General features: G+C 61.1%; 18 protein-coding genes, 1 tRNA gene and 2 pseudogenes. 8 read left to right on the top strand and 13 right to left on the bottom strand.

The window, feature by feature from the left end; translation table 11 throughout:
* Positions 1-255 precede the first annotated feature (255 nt).
* The 4 genes from htpX to def form a co-directional block, all read right to left on the bottom strand.
* Positions 256-1113, bottom strand: coding sequence for a zinc metalloprotease HtpX (htpX, locus tag ACYVNQ_RS02560; RefSeq protein ID WP_460900634.1), 858 nt, complete (start codon positions 1111-1113; stop codon positions 256-258).
* A gap of 104 nt (positions 1114-1217) precedes the next feature.
* Positions 1218-1868: a LysE family translocator gene (locus ACYVNQ_RS02555; protein ID WP_460900632.1), complete on the bottom strand. Its 651-nt coding sequence runs from the start codon at positions 1866-1868 to the stop codon at positions 1218-1220.
* A 101-nt stretch (positions 1869-1969) separates the two neighbouring features.
* Positions 1970-2956, bottom strand: coding sequence for a methionyl-tRNA formyltransferase (gene fmt / locus ACYVNQ_RS02550; RefSeq protein WP_460900630.1), 987 nt, complete (start codon positions 2954-2956; stop codon positions 1970-1972).
* Positions 2957-3002: 46 nt separating this feature from the next.
* The gene (gene def / locus ACYVNQ_RS02545; protein WP_460900628.1) at positions 3003-3506 is read right to left on the bottom strand and encodes a peptide deformylase; all 504 of its coding nucleotides are present in this window, start codon (positions 3504-3506) and stop codon (positions 3003-3005) included.
* A 260-nt stretch (positions 3507-3766) separates the two neighbouring features.
* Here def and dprA point away from each other — a divergent pair, with 260 nt between their 5' ends.
* From dprA to ACYVNQ_RS02530, 3 genes are all read left to right on the top strand, one after another.
* Positions 3767-4918 carry a DNA-processing protein DprA gene (dprA, locus tag ACYVNQ_RS02540; protein WP_460900626.1) on the top strand — a complete coding sequence of 384 codons (1152 nt, stop codon included), beginning with the start codon at positions 3767-3769 and terminating at the stop codon, positions 4916-4918.
* A 56-nt stretch (positions 4919-4974) separates the two neighbouring features.
* Positions 4975-5352, top strand: a complete 378-nt coding sequence (locus ACYVNQ_RS02535; RefSeq protein ID WP_460900624.1) for a thioredoxin family protein — start codon at positions 4975-4977, stop codon at positions 5350-5352.
* 263 nt (positions 5353-5615) lie between these two features.
* Positions 5616-8324, top strand: coding sequence for a DNA topoisomerase III (locus ACYVNQ_RS02530; protein WP_460900622.1), 2709 nt, complete (start codon positions 5616-5618; stop codon positions 8322-8324).
* Between the two features lie 231 nt (positions 8325-8555).
* On the opposite strand, the gene ACYVNQ_RS02525 is transcribed toward ACYVNQ_RS02530, so the two are convergent.
* Together ACYVNQ_RS02525 and ACYVNQ_RS02520 are read right to left on the bottom strand one after the other, a co-directional pair.
* The gene (locus tag ACYVNQ_RS02525) at positions 8556-9665 is read right to left on the bottom strand and encodes a LysR family transcriptional regulator (RefSeq protein ID WP_460900621.1); all 1110 of its coding nucleotides are present in this window, start codon (positions 9663-9665) and stop codon (positions 8556-8558) included.
* 345 nt (positions 9666-10010) lie between these two features.
* Positions 10011-11870 carry a phosphoenolpyruvate carboxykinase (GTP) gene (locus ACYVNQ_RS02520; RefSeq protein WP_460900619.1) on the bottom strand — a complete coding sequence of 620 codons (1860 nt, stop codon included), beginning with the start codon at positions 11868-11870 and terminating at the stop codon, positions 10011-10013.
* A gap of 391 nt (positions 11871-12261) precedes the next feature.
* Between ACYVNQ_RS02520 and ACYVNQ_RS02515 the strand changes: the two genes are divergently transcribed.
* Positions 12262-13278: a D-2-hydroxyacid dehydrogenase family protein gene (locus ACYVNQ_RS02515; protein ID WP_460900617.1), complete on the top strand. Its 1017-nt coding sequence runs from the start codon at positions 12262-12264 to the stop codon at positions 13276-13278.
* Here the strand turns inward: ACYVNQ_RS02515 and ACYVNQ_RS02510 are convergent.
* Both ACYVNQ_RS02510 and ACYVNQ_RS02505 read right to left on the bottom strand, forming a co-directional pair.
* The gene (locus ACYVNQ_RS02510) at positions 13275-14141 is read right to left on the bottom strand and encodes a patatin-like phospholipase family protein (protein WP_460900615.1); all 867 of its coding nucleotides are present in this window, start codon (positions 14139-14141) and stop codon (positions 13275-13277) included. The genes ACYVNQ_RS02515 and ACYVNQ_RS02510 overlap by 4 nt on opposite strands.
* A 38-nt stretch (positions 14142-14179) precedes the next feature.
* Positions 14180-14584 carry a PaaI family thioesterase gene (locus tag ACYVNQ_RS02505; protein WP_460900640.1) on the bottom strand — a complete coding sequence of 135 codons (405 nt, stop codon included), beginning with the start codon at positions 14582-14584 and terminating at the stop codon, positions 14180-14182.
* Between the two features lie 197 nt (positions 14585-14781).
* On the opposite strand from ACYVNQ_RS02505, the gene ACYVNQ_RS02500 reads away from it, so the two are divergent.
* A tRNA-Lys gene (locus ACYVNQ_RS02500) sits at positions 14782-14857 on the top strand.
* Positions 14858-14997: 140 nt separating this feature from the next.
* Here ACYVNQ_RS02500 and ACYVNQ_RS02495 read toward each other — a convergent pair.
* The 4 genes and pseudogenes from ACYVNQ_RS02495 to ACYVNQ_RS02480 form a co-directional block, all read right to left on the bottom strand.
* Positions 14998-15281: pseudogene (locus tag ACYVNQ_RS02495) on the bottom strand (IS3 family transposase); the annotation flags it as partial.
* Between the two features lie 270 nt (positions 15282-15551).
* Positions 15552-15737, bottom strand: a complete 186-nt coding sequence (locus ACYVNQ_RS02490; protein ID WP_460900614.1) for a hypothetical protein — start codon at positions 15735-15737, stop codon at positions 15552-15554.
* Positions 15737-16267 (bottom strand): zeta toxin family protein, encoded by a 531-nt coding sequence (locus ACYVNQ_RS02485; RefSeq protein WP_460900612.1) that lies wholly within the window; start codon positions 16265-16267, stop codon positions 15737-15739. Before ACYVNQ_RS02485 ends, ACYVNQ_RS02490 begins: the two co-directional genes overlap by 1 nt.
* A 2-nt stretch (positions 16268-16269) precedes the next feature.
* A pseudogene (locus tag ACYVNQ_RS02480) lies at positions 16270-16753 on the bottom strand (preprotein translocase); the annotation flags it as partial.
* Positions 16754-17112: 359 nt separating this feature from the next.
* On the opposite strand from ACYVNQ_RS02480, the gene ACYVNQ_RS02475 reads away from it, so the two are divergent.
* The 3 genes from ACYVNQ_RS02475 to ACYVNQ_RS02465 all read left to right on the top strand — a co-directional run bounded on the left by ACYVNQ_RS02475 (position 17113) and on the right by ACYVNQ_RS02465 (position 19322).
* A complete protein-coding gene (locus ACYVNQ_RS02475; protein WP_460900610.1) occupies positions 17113-18051 on the top strand; it encodes a hypothetical protein in 939 nt (312 codons plus the stop codon).
* A complete protein-coding gene (locus tag ACYVNQ_RS02470) occupies positions 18048-18800 on the top strand; it encodes a hypothetical protein (RefSeq protein ID WP_460900608.1) in 753 nt (250 codons plus the stop codon). The genes ACYVNQ_RS02475 and ACYVNQ_RS02470 overlap by 4 nt, the downstream gene beginning before the upstream one ends.
* Before the next feature lie 126 nt (positions 18801-18926).
* Entirely contained in the window at positions 18927-19322 is a 396-nt protein-coding gene (locus tag ACYVNQ_RS02465; RefSeq protein ID WP_460900606.1) for a lysozyme inhibitor LprI family protein, read from the top strand.
* 4 nt (positions 19323-19326) lie between these two features.
* Here the strand turns inward: ACYVNQ_RS02465 and ACYVNQ_RS02460 are convergent, their stop codons facing one another.
* Complete coding sequence (locus tag ACYVNQ_RS02460; protein ID WP_460900604.1) at positions 19327-20016, bottom strand: GntR family transcriptional regulator; 690 nt, start codon at positions 20014-20016, stop codon at positions 19327-19329.
* Positions 20017-20118 lie beyond the last annotated feature (102 nt).

The following is a 20118-nucleotide window of genomic DNA, read 5'->3' as shown; positions in this document are numbered from 1 at the left end:
GGTGGTGTGGGTGGTGTGGGTGGTGTGGGTGGTGTGGGTGGTGTGGGTGGTGTGGGTGGTGTGGGTGGTGTGGGTGGTGTGGGTGGTGTGGGTGGTGTGGGTGGCGTGGCTGCGTGCGGTGTAGGCTGGGCAGTAGGTTGCCGCATGGGTTGCCGCGCGGGCTGCGAACGTGGACTGCAGGCGTCGGCTACGCTGTTGCGCGAAGCGCCAGAAAAAAGGGCGAGCTTTTCGCTCGCCGAGCGCCCGATGCGAGACTCAGTCGAAGCGGCCCGTACGCGCCATCTCCATCAGCCGCGCAACGCGCTCCTCGGTGGCCGGGTGCGTGGAGAACAGTTTCGCAATGCCACCGCCCGCCAGCGGATTCATGATCATCATCTGTGCCGTAGCAGGATGGGCCTCCGCAGTCGGAAACGGAATCCCACTGGCGTAGCGATGAATCTTGTCCAGCGCCGCTGCGAGCGCCTGCGGGTCGCCGGATATCTGCGCGCCGCCACGATCGGCTTCGAACTCGCGTGCGCGGGAAATGGCCATCTGGATCAACGCGCCGGCGATCGGCGCCAGCAGCGCAACAGCAATGCTTGCGATCGGATTCGCCGGACGGCCATTGTCATCGCGGCCGCCAAAGAACATCGCGAAATTCGCCAATGCGGAGATAGCACCGGCCATGGTGGCCGAGATGGTCGAGATCAGAATGTCGCGATGCTTGACATGCGCGAGTTCGTGCGCCATCACGCCGCGCATTTCACGCTCGGACAGCACGCGCAAGATGCCCGTGGTGGCAGCGACCGCGGCATGCTCGGGATTGCGCCCGGTAGCGAACGCGTTCGGCGCATCCTCGTTGATCAGGTACACGCGCGGCATCGGCAGGTTTGCGCGCGTAGCGAGTTCACGCACCATCCGGTAAAACTGCGGCGCGCTCGACTCGTCCACTTCCTGCGCGTTGTACATGCGCAGGACCATCTTGTCCGAGAACCAGTAAGAAAAGAAGTTCATGCCAAGCGCGATCAACAGCGCCAGGAACATGCCGCGCTGCCCGCCGATCATGCCGCCGATCACGATGAACAGGGCCGTGATGGCAGCCATCAACATGCCGGTTTTAACCCAGTTGAACATATCCACTACTCCTTGCCCGAACTGCGGGTACAGATCTCGTACCGTCGATGACGGCGAGTGATTGTAAGCGAATTGTTAGATATGGGTGCGCAGGAAAAATTCAATCAGCGGGTGGCGGTGGCGAGTTTAAGACCAAGTCCGACAAATGCGGAACCGACCACACGGTCAAGCCACTTCTTGATGCCCGGCTTGCCGGAAAAGCGGCGCGTAACGCTGCCGGCAATCCACGCGACGAAGCTGTTCCAGACAGTGCTCATCAATACGAAGACGACGCCGAGAACGAGAAACGCGAACGCCTTGTGCTCACTGCTCGTGCTGACGAACTGCGGAAAGAACGACACGAAGAACAGTACGACTTTCGGATTAAGCACGTTGGTCCAGAAGCCCTGCAAGAACAGCTGACGCATGGACTTCGGCGCCACTGTGGCAGCGGGCGCCGCACCAGCAACAGCTTGCGGTGCGGCTTCCGGCTTCGCGAATACCAACCGTACGCCTAGGTAAATCAGGTACATCGCGCCGACAAACTTGATGACCGTGAAGGCTGTGGCCGACGCGGCCAGCAACGCGGTGAGGCCGAATGCGCATGCGAGCGAGTGGACGCAGCATCCCGCCGAAATGCCCAGCGAGGACATCAGGCCCGCGGCGCGCCCCTGCGCGACGCTACGGCCGACGATATAAGCGGTGTCAGGTCCCGGCGTCACGTTCAGCAGGAATACCGCGACGACGAAGAACTCAAAATGGGTGATGCCGAACATGAAAGCCTCTGAAATGGGCGCATTGCGAAACGGATTCTAACGCGCCGCTTGCAGGCTGGGCAGTCGGCCGAACGGACGATGGCGGTGGCCGTGCACCGCTGCTATTGTGCGCTGGCTGGCTGAAAATGCTGGCCGGCAGCGAGACCGAAACCCGTTAGAAATTCACGCACCGGCAGGCGTTTGCCGCCGGGTTTCTGCAGCTGCGTGATGCGCAGTGCGCCGTCGCCGCACGCCACCACTACGCCGTCCGGCGAAACGTCGACGATGGTGCCGGGTTGCGCGGAGACAGTTGCAAGATCGGCGGGCACGGCCGACCAGATCTTCAGCAGCGTGCCGTCAAGCGTCGCCGCGCCGCCGGGGAACGGATCGAACGCGCGTACCTGGCGCGCCAGCTCGGCTGCGGAGCGCCCCCAGTCGAGCGCGGCTTCCTGCTTGCCGATCTTCTCGGCGTAGGTCGTGCCGTCGTCGGGTTGCGGGGTGGCGGGCAATGTGCCGTCACGCTCCAGCGCCGTCAGCGCCTCGACGATTAGTTGCGCGCCGGATTGCGCAAGCCGGTCGTGCAACGTGGCCGTGGTGTCGTCGTCGCCGATCGCGGTACGTGCTTCGGAGATCATCGCGCCGGTATCGAGACCGGCATCCATCTGCATCAGCGTGATGCCTGTTTCGGCATCGCCCGCTTCGATCGCGCGATGAATTGGCGCCGCGCCGCGCCAGCGAGGCAACAGCGAAGCGTGAATATTGATACAGCCGTGCGGCGCGATGTCGAGCACTTCTTGCGGCAGCAGCAGCCCGTAGGCAGCGACCACCATCACATCGTGCGGCGTCGCGCGCAGCAGGTCGATCGCGGCGGCGGCCTCGGCGGGAAACTTCCCGTTACGGCGCAGCGACGGCGGCTGCGCGACCGCAACGCCATGCAGCTCGGCATAGCGCTTGACCGGGCTCGCCTGCAATTTCATGCCTCGACCTGCCGGGCGGTCGGGTTGTGTCAGCACGAGCGGCACAGCAAAACCGGCCGCATGGATCGCGGTCAGCGCCGCTGCTGCAAATTCCGGAGTGCCGGCAAAAACAACGCGCAACGAATGGCTCATGAGCAGCGGTGAAGTACGGTGGAAAACCAGGGCATAACGAAGCACATCACATCGCGTGCGCGAGCTTCTTCATCTTGTTCCTGATGCGGGTTTGCTTCAGCGACGACAGGTACTCGACGAACACCCGGCCCATCAGGTGATCCATCTCATGCTGGATACAGACGGCCAGCAAACCTTCGCAGTCGACTTCGAAGGTTTCGCCCTTCTCGTTTAGCGCCCGCACGCGCACCTGTTCCGCGCGCTCGACGTTGTCGTAGATGCCCGGCACCGACAGGCAGCCCTCTTCGGACAACTTCTTCTCGTTGCTCGACCAGACGATCTCGGGGTTGATGAACACGCGCAGTTCGTCGTGCGCATCCGATACGTCGATCACGATGACGCGCTCGTGCACGTCGACCTGCGTCGCCGCGAGGCCTACGCCAGGCGCGGCGTACATCGTTTCGGCCATGTCGGCGACCAGTTTGCGGATCCGGGCGTCGACGCTTGCAACCGGGCTAGCCACCTTGTGCAAGCGCTTGTCCGGGTAGTTGAGGATATTCAGTAAAGCCATGATCTTGAATGAATTTGAAGCGCCGCCACAGGCGCCGGGAACCGCGGATTGGCCATTCGGCCAGCTTGTCGGCCTGGCGGCATAAGTAGACGATAGATAGTGATCGAACAACGTCGATTCAACGCTTCGACGGGCCGGATCGACAAGCTTTCGCGCCAAAAGCGCGGCGTCACCGTTGGTTTAGGTCGATTTATTTCGGATGATGAAAATTTTAGCATGGCGACCGCCCGCGGTGGCCAGGCGGGGGTTTGGCGTTTCAAATGCAAGCAATAGCGAAAACCGATCAGGAACTGGCCGCATGGCTGCGGCTGGCCGTTACGCCGGGCCTGCGGCCCGCCGCGCTGCGCAGGCTGCTCACCGACTTCGGCTTGCCCGACGCGGTGCTCGGGCAGCCGTTCGATGCACTCGCGCGCTCAACCGACGCCATCACGGCGCACGCCGTGCTGAGCGCACCGGGTGCGCACTTCGAAGCACATCTGGAAGCACTGCTCGCGTGGCGCTCGGCGCCGGGCAACGCGCTGCTCGCACTGGATGATCCTGCCTACCCACCCATGTTGCTGACAATGCCGGATCCGCCACCGCTACTGTATGTAAAAGGCCAGCTGGAGGCATTGCATCGCCGCAGCGTCGCGATAGTCGGCAGCCGCAGCGCGACGCCGCAAGGCATCGAAGACGCCGCGCGCTTCGCCCGCATGCTGTCCAACGCCGGCGTCTGCGTGGTCTCGGGGCTTGCGCTCGGCATCGACGCAGCAGCGCATCGCGGAGCGTTGTCCGGGCCGGGGGGCACGGTCGCCGTGGTCGGCACCGGCGTGGACGTCGTGTATCCAACCGTCCACCGCGTGCTCGCACAGCAGATTGCCGGGGCCGGTGCGCTGCTGTCCGAGTGGCCGCTCGGTACGCCCGCCCGGGCTGCGCACTTCCCGCAACGTAACCGGCTGATCGCGGGCCTCGTTGGCGGCGTGCTGATCGTCGAAGCCGCCATGCGCTCCGGGTCGCTGATCACGGCGCGGCTCGCAAACGAAATGGGGCGCGATGTCTATGCGCTGCCCGGTTCGATTCACGCACCCTTATCGCGCGGCTGCCACCGGATCATCAAACAGGGCGCCAAGCTGGTCGAGACACCGGAAGAGGTACTGGAAGAACTGGGGATTAACGCGGAAGCGAACGCTGCAGCGTTAAAAGCACCGTCAAATCAGACGGCGCCCGCCGGTGCGGCCCTGGCCGCGCTATCGCCCGAGGCGCGCCGCCTGCTGCAGGCGCTCGGTCACGCGCCAGCCCCGCTTGAAATCCTCGCCGCGCGCACCGAAATGTCGCACAGTGACCTTCAGGCGATGCTGCTCCAGCTCGAGTTGGCGGGCCATCTAGTCGTGCTACCGGGTGGCCGCTACGTCCGGGCAAACCCCAGCCCGTAACACGCCGTGCTACATTCGCGCCAAACAACTGGTTAAACAAGCTGCAAGGAACCGTCATGCCCGCGCTGAACCTCGACACCGATTCGGACCGGATCGCGGAACGTGTCAACGAACGCGAGACGCTGTTCGTTGCCTGTCTGTGCGCGGAATGGTGCGGTACATGCCGGGACTATCGCGCGGCTTTCGACGCCATCGCCGACCGGCATCCGGAAATCTGTTTCGCATGGATCGACATCGAAACGCACGCGGACAGATTCGACGATCTCGACGTGGAGAACTTCCCCACCATCCTGATCGAAGACTCCGTGACCACGCGCTTTTTCGGTACAGTTTTGCCGCAGCCAGGCATCGTCGAACGCATGCTGGTCGATCTGACAGCCTTGCCGGGCGCGGTCGGCGCGCCGAAACTGAGGCCGGCGCTCACCGTCGCGTGATGGAGCTTTTAGCCATCGCGTGCAAGCGGCACGCGAATTGCAAAACGCGCGGGGAACCGCGGCCGCAAAGCTTGCTCAATGTATTGGCACGCAATTAAGATGGCTCGCTTTTTCTGGGCGCGGCGGTCCGGTCGAAGCGGCGTGTGCTATAAAGCGGTCGTTAATAGGTACGCAACCAGGTACGCAACCGAGGCAGCAAACGGGCGTCAAACTGAAGGCTTTGGAGCCTCGCCGAAACCCGAATTCACCCACTCACAATAGTCATGTCCAAAGCACTGATCATCGCCGAAAAGCCTTCCGTCGCGAACGACATCGCGCGAGCTTTGGGCGGCTTTACCAAGCATGACGAGTACTTCGAAAGCGACGACTTCGTGCTTTCGTCCGCTGTCGGCCATCTGGTGGAGATCGCCGCCCCTGAAGAATATGAAGTGAAGCGTGGCAAATGGAGCTTCGCTCATTTGCCCGTCATTCCACCGCATTTCGACCTGAACCCGATCGCAAAAAGCGAATCGCGGCTCAAGGTGCTGACCCGGCTGCTGAAGCGCAAAGACGTTGACCGTCTGATTAACGCGTGCGACGCGGGCCGCGAAGGCGAGCTGATTTTCCGCCTGATCCAGCAGTTCGCGAAGTCGAAGCAGCCGGTGCAGCGTCTGTGGCTGCAATCGATGACACCGGCTGCGATCCGCGACGGTTTCACGCATCTGCGCACCGACGAAGACATGCAACCGCTCGCCGACGCCGCGCGTTGCCGCTCCGAAGCCGACTGGCTGGTCGGTATCAACGGCACGCGCGCGATGACCGCGTTCAACAGCAAGGGCGGCGGCTTCTTTCTCACCACAGTGGGCCGCGTGCAAACGCCGACGCTGTCGATCGTCGTCGAACGCGAGGAAAAGATCCGTCGTTTCGTGCCGCGCGATTACTGGGAAGTGAAGGCGGAGTTCGTCTGCGCAGCCGGCTTCTATGAAGGCCGCTGGTACGACCCGAAATTCAAGCGCGACGAGTTCGATCCCGAAAAACGCGATTCGCGGCTGTGGAGTGTGCCTGCGGCGGAAACGATCGTCGCGGCATGCCGCGGGCAGATCGGCATCGTCAGCGAAGAATCGAAGCCGACCACGCAACTTTCGCCGGCACTGTTCGACCTGACGAGCCTGCAGCGCGAAGCCAACGGCCGCTTCGGCTTCTCGGCGAAGAACACGCTGGGTCTCGCGCAGGCGCTATACGAACGGCACAAGGTGCTGACCTACCCGCGTACCGATTCACGCGCACTGCCCGAAGACTACATGGACACCGTCAAGCAGACGATGGACATGCTGAAGGAGAGCAACAACTACTTGCCGTTCGCCAAGCAGGTGCTCGACAAGGGTTGGGTAAAGCCGAACAAGCGGATTTTCGACAACTCGAAGATCAGCGACCACTTTGCAATCATCCCGACGCTGCTGGCGCCGAAGTCGCTGTCCGAGCCCGAGCAGAAACTGTACGACCTCGTCGTCAAACGTTTCCTGTCGGTGTTCTTCCCGGCCGCCGAGTTCAAGGTGACGACGCGTATCACCGAGGTCGTCGGTCATCATTTCAAGACCGAGGGCAAGGTGCTGGTCGAGCCGGGCTGGCTGCAGATCTACGGCCGGGAAACCGCCGGCGAAGATGCGAACCTCGTGCCGGTGCAGAAAGACGAGAAGGTGAAGACCGACAAGATCGCTGCGCACCAACTCGTCACGAAGCCGCCTGCACGCTACAACGAAGCAACGCTGCTGTCGGCGATGGAAGGCGCGGGCAAACTCGTCGAAGACGACGAATTGCGCGAAGCGATGGCTGCCAAGGGTCTCGGTACGCCGGCCACGCGTGCGGCGATTATCGAAGGTCTGCTGGGCGAGAAATATCTCATTCGCGAAGGCCGCGAACTGATCCCCACCGCGAAAGCGTTCCAGTTGATGACGCTATTGCGCGGCCTGGACGTCAAGGAACTGACCGCGCCCGAGCTGACCGGCGAATGGGAATACAAGCTGTCGCAGATGGAGCGCGGCAACCTGCCACGCGATGCGTTCATGCAGGAAATTGCGCGCATGACGCAAACCATCGTCAAGCGTGCGAAGGAGTACGACTCCGACACGATCCCCGGCGATTACGCGACGCTCGAAACGCCTTGCCCGAATTGCGGTGGCCAGGTGAAGGAAAACTATCGCCGCTTCGCCTGTACGAAGTGCGAGTTTTCGATCTCGAAGATTCCGGGCAGCCGACAGTTCGAAATTCCGGAAGTTGAAGAGCTGCTGCAGAAGAAGCAAATCGGGCCGCTGTCGGGCTTCCGCAGCAAGATGGGCCGCCCGTTCTCGGCGATTCTGAAGCTGTCGTTCGACGACGAAATCAAGAACTTCAAGCTCGAGTTCGATTTCGGTCAGGACTCGGGCGGCGAGGACGGCGAAGCGCCGGACTTCTCCGCGCAGGAAGCGGTCGGGGCCTGTCCGAAATGCCATGCGCGCGTGTACGAGCACGGCATGAGCTACGTTTGCGAAAACTCGGTAGCCAATCCCAAGACCTGCGACTTCCGTTCGGGCAAGGTGATCCTGCAGCAGGAAATCGCGCGTGAGCAAATGGCCAAGCTGCTTGAGGGCGGCCGCACGGATCTGCTGACGAACTTCAAGTCGTCGCGCACCGGGCGCAACTTCAAGGCGTTTCTCGTCAAGCAGAACGACGGCAAGATCGGCTTCGAGTTCGAGAAGAAGGAGCCGAAGGAACCCTCGGCCAAGACTGCGGCGAAGACTGCTGCTGCAAAGTCTGCTGCGGCCAACGGTGCCGCGACAGAAGCGGCGAACGACGAAGCGCCGGCCGAAGTCGCGACAGCAGCGCGTCGCAAGGTGCCGGCCAAAGCACCTGCAAAAGCCCCGGTGAAAACCGCAGCGGTGAAAGCCGCGGCCGCAAAGAAGGCGCCAGCGAAGAAAACGGCCGCAAAGTCCACCGCACGTAAAACTGGCTCGTAAGAAGAGTAGGTAACCGAAAGAACCAGGCAAACCGCGCGAAAGCGCGGCTTCCAGGCAACAAAAAGCGCAGTCGCTAACCACGACTGCGCTTTTTTATTTCAACCAGCTTACTGGTGCGCCATCAAAACGCACGCACCCTATGCGACAATCTGCCGCACCTCGGGCGCCACAGTGTGCTTTTCACAAAACCATAAAACACCAAAAAGCACTAGGCGACAGAGACCCTCAACCTCAGCGAACGATCCGCGACGGCAGCGGACCGCGCGTGCGGTGATGCACGGCCGCCGGTTGCTGCGGCCCCAGATCGCGCTCGCCTTGCAGCAAGCTCGCGAGCGGCTCCGCCCCATCAAACGCTTCGGGCGGCACCAGCGTCGCGCCGGCGTCATGCATCGACGACAACGGCAGCGGCTCCAGCCCATCCTTGATCCACTGCTCGCCGAGCAGGCTGTTCGGCGTCTGGCTGAAGTGATCGACCAGATGGTCGATAAACGTGCGCACCTTGGCCGGCAAATGCCGACGGCTTGGATAAGCGATGTTGATTTCGACCTGCGGCAACCGGTAGTCGCTGAGTAGCCGCACCAGCTTGCCGCGCGTCGTATCGCGGCCAATCAGATAGCTCGGCAGGATCGCGATGCCCATACCGAGCAGCGCGAACTGACGCAGCATTTCGGTGTTGTTCGCGATGATCACGTTGGTCGGCCGCACGCGCACTTCGCCGTCCGGGCCCGTAAAGACGCGCTCATCGCCCCAGTATTCGGACGGCAGCGACAGGCACGGATGCTCGAGCAGCTGTTCCGGACGGATCGGCGTGCCGTGCTTTTCCAGATAAGCCGGCGTCGCGCAAACAGTCATGCAACCGGTGGTCAAACGACGCGTGACGATGCTGGCACTGCGCATATGCCGCGCGATCACGACGCCGACATCGAAACCTTCTTCAACCAGGTCGACCTGGCGATCCACCAGCGTGACGTCCGGAATTACCTTCGGATACCGCTCCGCATAAGTTTGCAGCACCGGCGCGAGGTTGTGCAGCCCGAACACGACCGGCGCGACGATCCGCAAGGTTCCAACCGGCTCATGATTGCGCGCCACCACCATTTGCTCGACGTCTTCGAGTTCATCGAGGATCTGACGGGCGCGTTCCAGATAGACCTGACCGGATTCGGTCAGCGACAGACTGCGGGTGGTGCGATTGAGCAGCCGGGTGCCTAGACGGCCTTCGAGATCCGCGACGTGACGGGTGGCGACTGCATTCGAAATATCCATCGCGCTAGCCGCGCGGGCGAAACTACCGAGATCCGCCACTCTGACGAATACTCTCATCGACTGCAAATGATCCATTGACGACTCCTGCTGTGTTGCCGCTTCCTTCCTGGGACATGTACCGGAAGCACATTTGGAATTCTCCTACGACTAGGGAAAACGTGCAGAAGTTGCCCCAACTCGAGCATTTTTAATGAAAATTCGCACCAATTTATTCGTAAGCACAATGCAGGCATAGTGATTGTTCCTGAAACAGAAACAATTTGCTGCATTGCAGCTACACATACTGGGACACTCGAACAGCGAAAGCCGTTGCTTCAGTAAGCGAAAGCTTAACGACAACAGATGCACTTCGCATCGACGCGCGACAGACACGAAAAAGCCGCCCGCAGGCGGCTTGCGTGCACCGGAAAGGAGCGTGCGTCAGACGGCGAGTTTGCTTTCCAAAGTGGTTCGAGTCTCTTTCAGCGCCGGCGGCAACCCATGTTGCAGCGTGTCGAACAGCTCGGCGTGCAACGCCAGCTCGTCGCGCCACGCGGCATCGTCGACGGAAATGACCTGATCGAACTGCTCGCGGGTAAATTCGAGACCGCGCCAGTCGAGGTCCTCATAACGCGGCGACGTGCCGAACGCGTGCTCGACACCCTCCGCCGAGCCCTCGATGCGGCCCACCATCCACTGCAGCACGCGCATGTTTTCGCCAAAGCCCGGCCACACGAACTTACCGTCCGCACCCTTGCGGAACCAGTTCACGCAGAAGATCTTCGGCATCGGCGTGTGCAGCCGTACGAGACTCGCGCCGGTTTTCAGCCAGTGGCCGAAGTAGTCGCTCATGTTGTAGCCGCAGAACGGCAGCATCGCGAACGGATCGCGGCGTACTACGCCCTGCTGGCCGGCCGCTGCGGCAGTGGTTTCAGAGCCCATCGTCGCGGCCATGTAGACCCCTTCGATCCAGTCGCGCGCCTCGGTGACAAGCGGCACCGTCGTCGAGCGGCGGCCGCCGAAGATAAACGCATCGATCGGCACGCCCGCTGGGTTCTCCCAATCCGCGTCGATCGACGGACACTGCGAAGCGGGCGCCGTAAATCGCGCGTTAGGATGCGCCGCCTTGCGGCCGGATTCCTTCGCGATGGCCGGCGTCCAGTCCTTGCCCTGCCAGTCGATCAGATGCGCCGGCGGCTTGTCGGTCATGCCCTCCCACCACACATCGCCGTCGTCGGTCAGCGCGACGTTCGTGAAGATCACGTTCTCCTTCAGCGTGGCCATCGCGTTGGAATTCGTCTTCTCGCTCGTGCCCGGCGCGACGCCGAAATAACCGGCTTCCGGATTGATCGCATGCAGACGTCCATCGCTGCCCGGCTTGATCCACGCGATGTCGTCGCCGATCGTCGAAATCTTCCAGCCGTTGAGACCCTCGGGCGGAATCAGCATCGCGAAATTAGTCTTGCCGCACGCCGACGGAAACGCCGCGGCGACGTGATGCTTGCGCCCATGCGGCGACGTCACGCCGAGAATCAGCATGTGTTCGGCGAGCCAGCCCTCGTCGCGCCCCATCGTCGATGCGATACGCAACGCGAAACATTTCTTGCCGAGCAACGCATTGCCGCCGTAACCCGAGCCATAGCTCCAGATCTCACGCACTTCGGGGAAGTGAACGATGTACTTGGTGTCGTTGCACGGCCAAGGGACATCCTTCGCGCCCGCTTCGAGCGGTGCGCCGACCGAATGCACACAGGGCACGAACGCGCCGTCTTCGCCAAGCACGTCGTACACCTTGCGACCCATGCGCGTCATGATGCGCATATTGGTCACCACGTACGGGCTATCGCTCAACTCGACACCGATGTGCGCGATCGGCGAGCCAAGCGGCCCCATCGAAAACGGCACCACGTACATCGTGCGGCCGCGCATTGCACCATCGAACAGACCATCGAGCGTGCCGCGCATTTCCGACGGCTCGATCCAGTTATTGGTCGGCCCCGCATCTTCGCGACGCTTCGAACAGATGAAGGTACGATCTTCGACACGCGCGACATCCGACGGATCGGACCACGCAAGATAAGAGTTCGGGCGTTTCGCCGGATTGAGCTTGCGCAACATGCCGGCCTCGACCATTTGCGCGCACAGCCTGTCGTACTCCTGCTGCGAGCCGTCGCACCATTCGATGCGCTCCGGCTTGGTCACCGCAGCGATGCGTTGCACCCAGTCGATCAGTTTCCGGTGTTTGACCCAGCCAGGCGCACTGACGTTGATCTGGGCTGCTTCCAGGGCAGGATGATTCATCGAGCTGTCTCCGTTTTAGAAATGTAATTGAAAACGGTACAAGCCCAGGCGACGTTGCAACGGCGGGGTGACGCAATCGCGCCAGACCCGCGGCGAGCGATGATGCTGGTCGCGAAGGCCGATCAGCTTGTTGCGCGCAGCGTCTCTACCCGTGAAACGGTATGTAAAGCGGCTTGCGCGGACATGCAACAAACTGTTAAAAACGAGGTCAGTTGTGTTTTCCGTCGTATGCGCCTTGTAGCGAGCCGTGTTGTGCGCGGTCCGGCAATGGCGGCAGTCTGTACGGTAAAGCATCTATCAAGCCCGGCGTGTTCCCTACAGCACACGATGGGACAAGCAAGCACCGGTTTACGTTCCGCACCTCGATGGTGCGTCGCAAAACACATACGCCATGAAGATTGCCATCCTCGACGATTACCAGGACGCCGTCCGCAAACTCGATTGCTTTCAGCTGCTCGCCGACCACGATGTCAAGGTGTTCAACAACACGGTGCGCGGCTTAGGCCAACTGGCTAGCCGCCTCGCCGAGACCGACGCGCTCGTGCTGATTCGCGAACGCACGCGCATCAATTCGCAACTGCTGGACAAGCTGCCGAATCTGCGCATGATCAGCCAGACCGGCAAGGTGTCGAACCATATCGATCTCGATGCATGTACCGAACGCGGCATTGCGGTACTGGAAGGCGTCGGCTCGCCGATCGCACCTGCGGAATTGACGTGGGCGCTGATCATGGCGGCGCAGCGGCGCATTCCACAATATGTGGCGAATCTGAAGCAGGGCGCGTGGCAGCAGTCGGGCCTGAAAACGTCGGCACTGCCGCCGAATTTCGGCCTGGGCCAGGTGCTGCGCGGACAAACGCTCGGCATCTGGGGCTACGGCAAGATCGGCAAGCTGATTGCAGGATACGGCAAGGCGTTCGGCATGAAGGTGCTGGTGTGGGGCCGCGAGCATTCGCTTGAAGCAGCCAAAGCGGACGGTTGCGGCGTCGCGGAAAGCCGCGAAGCCTTCTTCGAGCAGAGCGACGTACTCACACTTCATCTACGCCTGAACGAAGACACGCGCGGCATCGTCAAGCAGGACGATCTGATGCGGATGAAGCCCACTTCATTGCTCGTCAATACGAGCCGCTCGGAACTGCTGGAAGATAACGCGCTGATCGGCGCGCTCGCGCACAACCGGCCGGGGATGGTGGCGATCGACGTGTACGAGAGCGAGCCGATCCTGCAAGGCTATAGCTTGCTGCGCATGGAGAACGTGATCTGCTTGCCGCACATCGGGTACGTCGAACGCGAAAGCTATGAGCTGTACTTCAGCGCGGCCTTCAAGAACATTCTGGCGTTCGATCAAGGCGACACATCGAGTGTCGCGAATCCGGAAGCGTTGCAACTGGTGCGGCGCAAGAGTTAATTGTGCGCGGCTGCTGCGAATATCTCGGGCAGCCGTTGCAGGAATTGCTCGCCATCCACGCGGCCGAGGTTATACGCGTGCTGCATCTGTGAAGGGCTCGTGTAATCCCAACTCGAGATCGGCACCTTGCGCGACGGTTGCACATACACGCGCCGCTGGTTGCCATGCGGCACGACGAACATCTGCGGACGCGGATAGAGGCGCGTGACCATCACCAGCACATCGCCGGGCGTTGCATCGAGCGCGCCGACCGGCACGTTGTCCACCATCCCGCCGTCAAGCACGGGCCGGCCATTGCGCCGCAAAACCGGTGTGAACGGCGGCGTGCAGGACGATTGCAGGATCAGGTCGGCGAGCTCGTCGACGGTCGCGCAATCCTGTGCGCGCACGAATTCGGGATGAAAGCCGAGCGTCTGGCCGAGTGTCGGGTGCAGCGTTTTGCGGACGTACTTCTCGATGTTGTACGCGATCAGACCCGCGGCCACTCCGCTGCGCGCGCCGAGCCAGCGCGGCAGATGCGAGATGCCGATGCGGATCTCCGGCGCGTGCGCGAGCGAGTCGAACTTGTCGCCATAGATGTCGAGCAGCGCCTGCCGATAGATGCGGTAGTGAGGAAACACCGACTCGGCGCGCAGCAGATTGCCCCAGTACGCGTTCTTCGTGTTGTGACGCAGCGCGTTTTCGTAATAGCGCATGACCCAGTCGGCATCGCGTGTGTACAGCATGCATGCGGTCGCGGCGCCCGCGGAAATCCCCGTGATGACGCGCGGACGAAGGTCGAGATGCGGCTGGACGATATCCCAGAAGCCTGCCTGCCACCAGCAGCGGTTGCCGCCTCCGGCGAATACGACTTGATCGAACATCGGTAGGTGTCGGTTATGCCGGTTGTCAGTCGCGGGGTTTACTCGGTGAGCGCGTAAGTGGTCGTCGCGTGCACGGCCATTTTGCCCTCTTCATCGTGCAGTTCGACTTCGCCGAATACCAGATTGCGGCCGAGCCTCAGCACGCGCGCAGTGACGAGCACGTCGCCTTTACGGACCGCGCGCATGAAGTTGATGTTCAGCGAGACGGTGGTCATCGGCTTGAACCCACCGAGCGCCGATGAAATCGCGACGATCATCGCGGTATCGGCCGCAGCCATGAAGACCTGACCGCAGATCACACCGCCGCTGTGACGCACGTCGCCCGAGAACGGCAGGCGCAGCGTGGCGGTTTCGTCTTCGACCTTCACCGAGGTCAGGCCCAGCGCCCGCACCCACGGCGCGAGCACGCGGTCGAGCAAATCGTGAACGGCGCTTTCGTCCATCTTCTGTCCTTGTCCGGGCCGCGCGACGGGTTGCAGCGCAACGTCGGACATCATACCGGGACGCTTTAGAGAACGCCTTTCTGGGGGCTCGGCCTGCTTACGGCGGGCATGGCGGCGGCCTGCAACAGAATTTTTTGACGAGACAGCGACAAAGGCTTTGCAAACACCCGAAAATGCTGCATAATCTCGCTTCTATTGGGGCGTTAGCTCAGTTGGTAGAGCAGCGGACTCTTAATCCGTAGGTCGAGTGTTCGAGTCACTCACGCCCCACCAAAGATATCAAGCACTTAGCCCAGTCCTCGTGACTGGGCTTTTTGCTTTCTGGGTTTCGTGTAACCGCCATGTAACCGAATTCGGTCGGCACAAATCCATGCCAATCCATTTGGACGTGCGAAATCAAGATTGGCCATCTACCAGTTGCGGTGATTGTCGGTCAGCTTCAGCAGCCAGTCGGCGATCTGCTCATTCTCTTCATTGCGCAGCCGCTCATAGCGGTAGCACGCCTGGCTGATCCCAAATGCCTCGCACGCAAGGCGGATCGATATGCCCCGGCGTGCTACCGCGTCTCTGGCCATCTCGCGGCACGTAGATGGCCGCAATCTTTTTTTGCCAGCGCCTCCGCGCGAATCTCGGCCTTGATCTTCTCTTCGACGTACATCATGCGCAGTCGCGCGTTCTCCGCCTCAAGCTCTTTCATCTATCGCGATCGACTGCGCGGCATATTCGACAATCTGTAATGGGATGAAGTCGACCTGCGTGGAAGCCGGCTTGCCGACAATGTCACCGATGAACAGCGGCAACCAATCCGCTCCATCATGAAAGCGCTCGAAACATGGTGACTGGATCGGAAAGGATCGCGCGAGGTGTGCCGGGACAGCGTGCGCAAGGCTATGCGCGATGAGGAAGGGCAAGAATAAGCGAGGGTGCCGTTGGCAGGCAGCAGTACCTCTCACGAAAAAAATGCAATTTACGTCGATTGCCCGCTGCGCAATTGCTCGGCCGAGATACGCACCAGCTTGCCGTTCTGCACCACGACGATAGCCGTGTCGGTCTGCACGGCAGTACGACGCGCGAGTTCGGCCGCACGTTGCATGGCGGCAAGCGATGCGCGCAAATCCGGGTTCCTGGCCTTGGATAGGTCATGCTGCTTCATCAGTTCTCTCCCCACTCCAGCATGATGGGCGCATTGCCGGAATTATCGAACAGTGCCCAGTCGTCCACCGCGTGACGGTAATGCTGCTCGAAATTCTTCAGGCCGGCAGCAAACCGCCGACGGATGACCAGCTCGGGAATATCGTGGCCGCCTTGGCGTACCCGCTCGGCAACGCGCGCAATAGCGGTTTCCGCGTCAGGGAGGCTCAGGAAAAACAGGCTAACACGGTAGCCCTGCGCTCGCCATAGCCGGACGTGCCGGAGATATGCCAAGCCTGACAGGGTGGTTTCAAACGCGAAACTCTCGCCGAGTCCCGCGTACTGCGCTATTTCTTCCAGCATCAGCCGTGCCGCCTTGATCGCCGCGGTTTCCGGCGCAAACGGGGCAAGCCCGGCTGCGATCAGGTCTGCGTTCACGAAACGGGGAAGCTGTGCCTCGGCAGGCAGGAACGACCTGGCGAACGTTGTCTTTCCAGCCCCATTGGGACCGGCAATGATGATGACCTTCTTGTTTGCGGTATCCGTGTCCATCCTCAGAAACCTTCCGCGCCGGCAGCGGCCGACGGTGACGTAAATGGAATCCCTGCCTGTTCCCGCACCCAGGCCTCGATCCGGTCATGCAAGAGGCGCAACAGGTCAAGCGGGCGGCGGCGATAGTGTTTCTCAGCGATGGCGGATGGCTTATGCCCCTGAATCTGCGCGACGCCCCCAACCGGAACCTCGACCCACCCGGACAGCGTCGAAGGCCATGCAGTGTAACGTGAGGCAGGCAGGCGGCGGCCAGCGCCTTGTTATGCGCGATACGCGGCTCGGCAATCTTGCCCTCCGCCGACGTCTTGCTGGAAAAAAACCATTCGTATGGCGCCCCCCCACGCTCCTTCAAACGAGCGAGCTCCCGACGATCCGGCGGTGTCTCGTTCAGCTGCTTCAGGTTCATCAACACGGTCACCAGATATGGCGTTAGCAGGATCGTTCGCCCCCCCCAGTTCCCTCCACCTTGCCGTCGAGCACAAGGCTGTCCGAGTTGAGCGGTGAGAGGAGCCGCGCGGCCTCGGTGCGAGCGCGACCCAAATCCCACGCCCGAGCGTCCCCGACCGCCACCCTCACTGTTTTGCCAATTGGATCGCCGCATTAGCGTTCGCTCTCAAACCGTATTGCCGGTTTCATGCGCAATAATTTCTTCTCGTCCTGTTTCACTAGCCTGAATTCTGCCGGCAGATTATATTGGCGCGGCCATCAGAAAGAGAGGCAGCGACATGAGCGATCGGGCTTTTCACCCTTGCACCGCCGAAGACCCATACGGACTTGGCCCAACGCCAGGTCTGCTTGGCCCCGGACAATTGCCTGGTCCGGGCTTTTCGTCATTCAGGCGCAACGTGAATATCGTCAATGTGCCGCTTGGCGGCATTTACGCGACGGACAACCTGACGGCATCGCGCTATCTGGTCCAGCAACTCACCACCGATTCGAGCCTTGACCCGCAGCAGCGCGCACAGCAGATGCTATGGCTTGGCGACGCGCTCAAGACGTTGCGCCAGTCGCCAGGCACGGCGCAGAAATCGGAGATCGACCAGGTATACGAGCAGGCGCTGAAGATTCCGGGCTTCAAGGAGTTTCTCGGCGCGACGGTCTCTCCGTCGAGTTTGCCGGGCACGGTAGCCGCCGGTGCCGCATCGCTTCATTCGCTTGCGCAAGCGAAGCCCGTTTCAGATCTGCTCGACCTACCTCCGAATGTACAAAAGCAATTGCTGCAATGGGCAAACAAGGGAGGAAATCAAGGCATCAAGTCCGCCCAAAAGAAACTCGGCAATGCGATCAAGATTACGAAAGTAGAGGGTAAGTTTGTCTTTGAAATTCCGAAAGGCGAAACCGCCAAGGCATTCATCCTGCGCGGGCAAACTGCCGAAGACGTGATCCGCATTCCAGCGTATCGGGCACTGGCACAAGATGCATTGCAATCGCGCAATGCGATTAGCGTGAGCGGCTACGGCGCGACTCGCATCGGCGGCATATTGAGCAGCGCGAAAGTGGGCGCAGCCCTGGCCTTCGGCCCGCAGATGGCGCTCGACGGAATCGACTCGCACAGCTTCAGCCAATGGGTGAGTCTCGAGGCGCATCATCAGCCCGGTAATGCAGCCGCATGGCTGACAGGACTCGGCGTGACGGCCACCGGCGTTGCCCTGGGGCTTTCCGCTCCTATCGTGATACCTGCTGCACTCATTCTTGGAGCCGGTGCCGCCGTGGTCGTTACGATATTTGGCGTAGATACATGGATCGGCGACCATGTCGATCACTGGATTGGATACCGTCGATGATCACGCCTGCACAGCGCGTCGGGTATTTCAGGTTGCCGTTCATCTTGCTGGCGATCAGCGCGATGATCGGCGGCATCGCCACCATCGCGTTTCCGATGTCCGGTATTCCAGTGCTGATTGCGCTCGCGTTCGTCCTTTTCTGGGCGGTTCGTACCGCATGGTTTAGCCGTTCGCATTTATTCTGTCTCGGTGGATATCTACTGATCCTGATCGTGGATGTCATCTCGATGTTTTCGTTGATTGCCGCCGGACTGGGCCGACGTTTGGCGACGCCGGGTAGTGACGTGCTGTGGCTTGCGGTCTACGTGCTGTATGCGGTGGCGGTGCTTGCCATTACGTTCCATCTCGAACGCCGCATCGCATGGAAAGAATTCCAGACAACGAAAAGCAGTTTGCGCGTCACGGTTGCGAACAACGAAGTGCATTGGACCATCAAGAGCAAGACGCCTATGCGAGCCGGGATGGCAGCGCTGGCGATCGGCGGCGGCGCCTTGCTCGTCACGCTTGCCAATGCCTACTTCGGCAAAATGAACGCCCAATTGGCAATTGGTCTGGCATGCGCACTGATTGCGCCGCCATTTATCTTCGGGTTTGCAGCGCGCGGTTTTGTGGGATGGTACGAATTGCTGAGACTCGAACGAGCAAGCGGCCGGCGCTTTGCTATCCCCGATGCCGATGCCATTCAGCGGGCGCGAGCGGCCAGCTGGTTTGGGCGATTGATCAATCCCGAGGTGCGGAAGGTCATTTGAATCGCAAACGGGCAAGCCACGAAACGCACAGCCTCAAATTCACCTGAGACATCCCTCCCACGGTGCAAAAGCGGGTAACTTTCACAGTCCCATTACAAACCCGCTTACCCCGAAAGAGGACACTCGATGCGCGCTCCAATCCTGTATGCCGCGGCCATGCTGATCGCCAGCACGTCGGCGCTGGCCGCTCAACCCGACTGCTCGAACGCGACCACCGAGGCAGCGATGAACCAATGCGCGGCCAACAGCCTGAAGGCATCCGATGCGAAGCTGAATCAGACCTACCGCGCGCTGCTAGCCAAGGTCAGCAAGGACGGCAAGACCAGGCTGCAAAAAGCGCAACGCGCGTGGATTACGTGGCGCGACGCGCAATGCGATTTCAATACATCGGGATCGCGTGACGGCACGATTCACGAGATGGTTCAGACAAGCTGCGTCGACGATCTCACCCAGGCACAAACCAAGTTGCTGGATAGCCAACTGCATTGCCAGGAAGGCGATACTGCCTGCGGCAACCAATAACGCATCAACCCTCCAGCGCGCGCCTCGCATCCTCTTCGGTGCGCGAAAAATGCTCGCACAGCAACCGGCTAGCGAGTTCGACATCGCGCGTCAGCGCCGCATCGAGTAACGCGGCGTGTTCGGCCGTTACATCGCGCGTACCCTGCACATCCACCTTCGTAGACAGATGCCGATACCGGTTCATCTGCTCTCCCAGCGTGCGCACGAACTGCATCAACCAACGCGAACGGCAAGCCCCAAGCAGCGCAACATGAAACTCCACGTGCGCCGCGTCCCAATCTTCCGCAAACCCAAGCTGCCCGCTTTCGCCGCGCGGCGCGAGCCGGCTCAACCGATGGTGCGCGGCAATCAGCCGGGCTTCCCACTCCACATCGCCATGCTCGAGCGACTCCTTTAACGCGCGCGTCTCCAGCGTCCTGCGCAGCGATGCAAGATCCTGCAACTCCTCCACCGAAATCGGCGCAACACGAAACCCGCGCTGATCTTCCGCCACCACGAGCCCTGAGCTCGATAACCGCGCAAGCGCTTCGCGCATCGGAATGACGCCCGCCTCATAGCGCACGGCCAGCTCCGAGATCTTCAATTTCGATCCTGGCTCAAACACGCCGGCGACGATGTCGCGGCGCAGTTGCTCGACCAGCGCACTGGCCTGCGTCTTCATTGGATACAGAGAGTTAGCGGCAGCAGGCGACATGGCATTGACCGGTGAACTTGGGAAAAACCCTGGCGAACACAACTCGCATAGGCGTATACACTTTGCAAAAATATATATTTTCCAAGCAATTCTATATGAAAG

The sequence above is a fragment of the Paraburkholderia jirisanensis genome, from assembly GCF_054782355.1.
This window is presented reverse-complemented; position numbering and strand designations above follow the sequence as displayed.

What these genes read in the sequence shown, in the direction of transcription:
- def (WP_460900628.1), bottom strand. Translation starts at nt 3,506, where the DNA reads ATGGCTTTACTGAATATCCTCAACTACCCGGACAAGCGCTTGCACAAG.
- ACYVNQ_RS02505 (WP_460900640.1), bottom strand. Translation starts at nt 14,584, where the DNA reads ATGGACGAAAGCGCCGTTCACGATTTGCTCGACCGCGTGCTCGCGCCG.
- ACYVNQ_RS02525 (WP_460900621.1), bottom strand. Translation starts at nt 9,665, where the DNA reads ATGGATCATTTGCAGTCGATGAGAGTATTCGTCAGAGTGGCGGATCTC.
- ACYVNQ_RS02520 (WP_460900619.1), bottom strand. Translation starts at nt 11,870, where the DNA reads ATGAATCATCCTGCCCTGGAAGCAGCCCAGATCAACGTCAGTGCGCCT.
- ACYVNQ_RS02465 (WP_460900606.1), top strand. Translation starts at nt 18,927, where the DNA reads ATGCGCGCTCCAATCCTGTATGCCGCGGCCATGCTGATCGCCAGCACG.
- ACYVNQ_RS02510 (WP_460900615.1), bottom strand. Translation starts at nt 14,141, where the DNA reads ATGTTCGATCAAGTCGTATTCGCCGGAGGCGGCAACCGCTGCTGGTGG.
- fmt (WP_460900630.1), bottom strand. Translation starts at nt 2,956, where the DNA reads ATGAGCCATTCGTTGCGCGTTGTTTTTGCCGGCACTCCGGAATTTGCA.
- ACYVNQ_RS02530 (WP_460900622.1), top strand. Translation starts at nt 5,616, where the DNA reads ATGTCCAAAGCACTGATCATCGCCGAAAAGCCTTCCGTCGCGAACGAC.
- htpX (WP_460900634.1), bottom strand. Translation starts at nt 1,113, where the DNA reads ATGTTCAACTGGGTTAAAACCGGCATGTTGATGGCTGCCATCACGGCC.
- ACYVNQ_RS02460 (WP_460900604.1), bottom strand. Translation starts at nt 20,016, where the DNA reads ATGTCGCCTGCTGCCGCTAACTCTCTGTATCCAATGAAGACGCAGGCC.
- ACYVNQ_RS02515 (WP_460900617.1), top strand. Translation starts at nt 12,262, where the DNA reads ATGAAGATTGCCATCCTCGACGATTACCAGGACGCCGTCCGCAAACTC.
- dprA (WP_460900626.1), top strand. Translation starts at nt 3,767, where the DNA reads ATGCAAGCAATAGCGAAAACCGATCAGGAACTGGCCGCATGGCTGCGG.
- ACYVNQ_RS02490 (WP_460900614.1), bottom strand. Translation starts at nt 15,737, where the DNA reads ATGAAGCAGCATGACCTATCCAAGGCCAGGAACCCGGATTTGCGCGCA.
- ACYVNQ_RS02485 (WP_460900612.1), bottom strand. Translation starts at nt 16,267, where the DNA reads ATGGACACGGATACCGCAAACAAGAAGGTCATCATCATTGCCGGTCCC.
- ACYVNQ_RS02555 (WP_460900632.1), bottom strand. Translation starts at nt 1,868, where the DNA reads ATGTTCGGCATCACCCATTTTGAGTTCTTCGTCGTCGCGGTATTCCTG.
- ACYVNQ_RS02470 (WP_460900608.1), top strand. Translation starts at nt 18,048, where the DNA reads ATGATCACGCCTGCACAGCGCGTCGGGTATTTCAGGTTGCCGTTCATC.
- ACYVNQ_RS02535 (WP_460900624.1), top strand. Translation starts at nt 4,975, where the DNA reads ATGCCCGCGCTGAACCTCGACACCGATTCGGACCGGATCGCGGAACGT.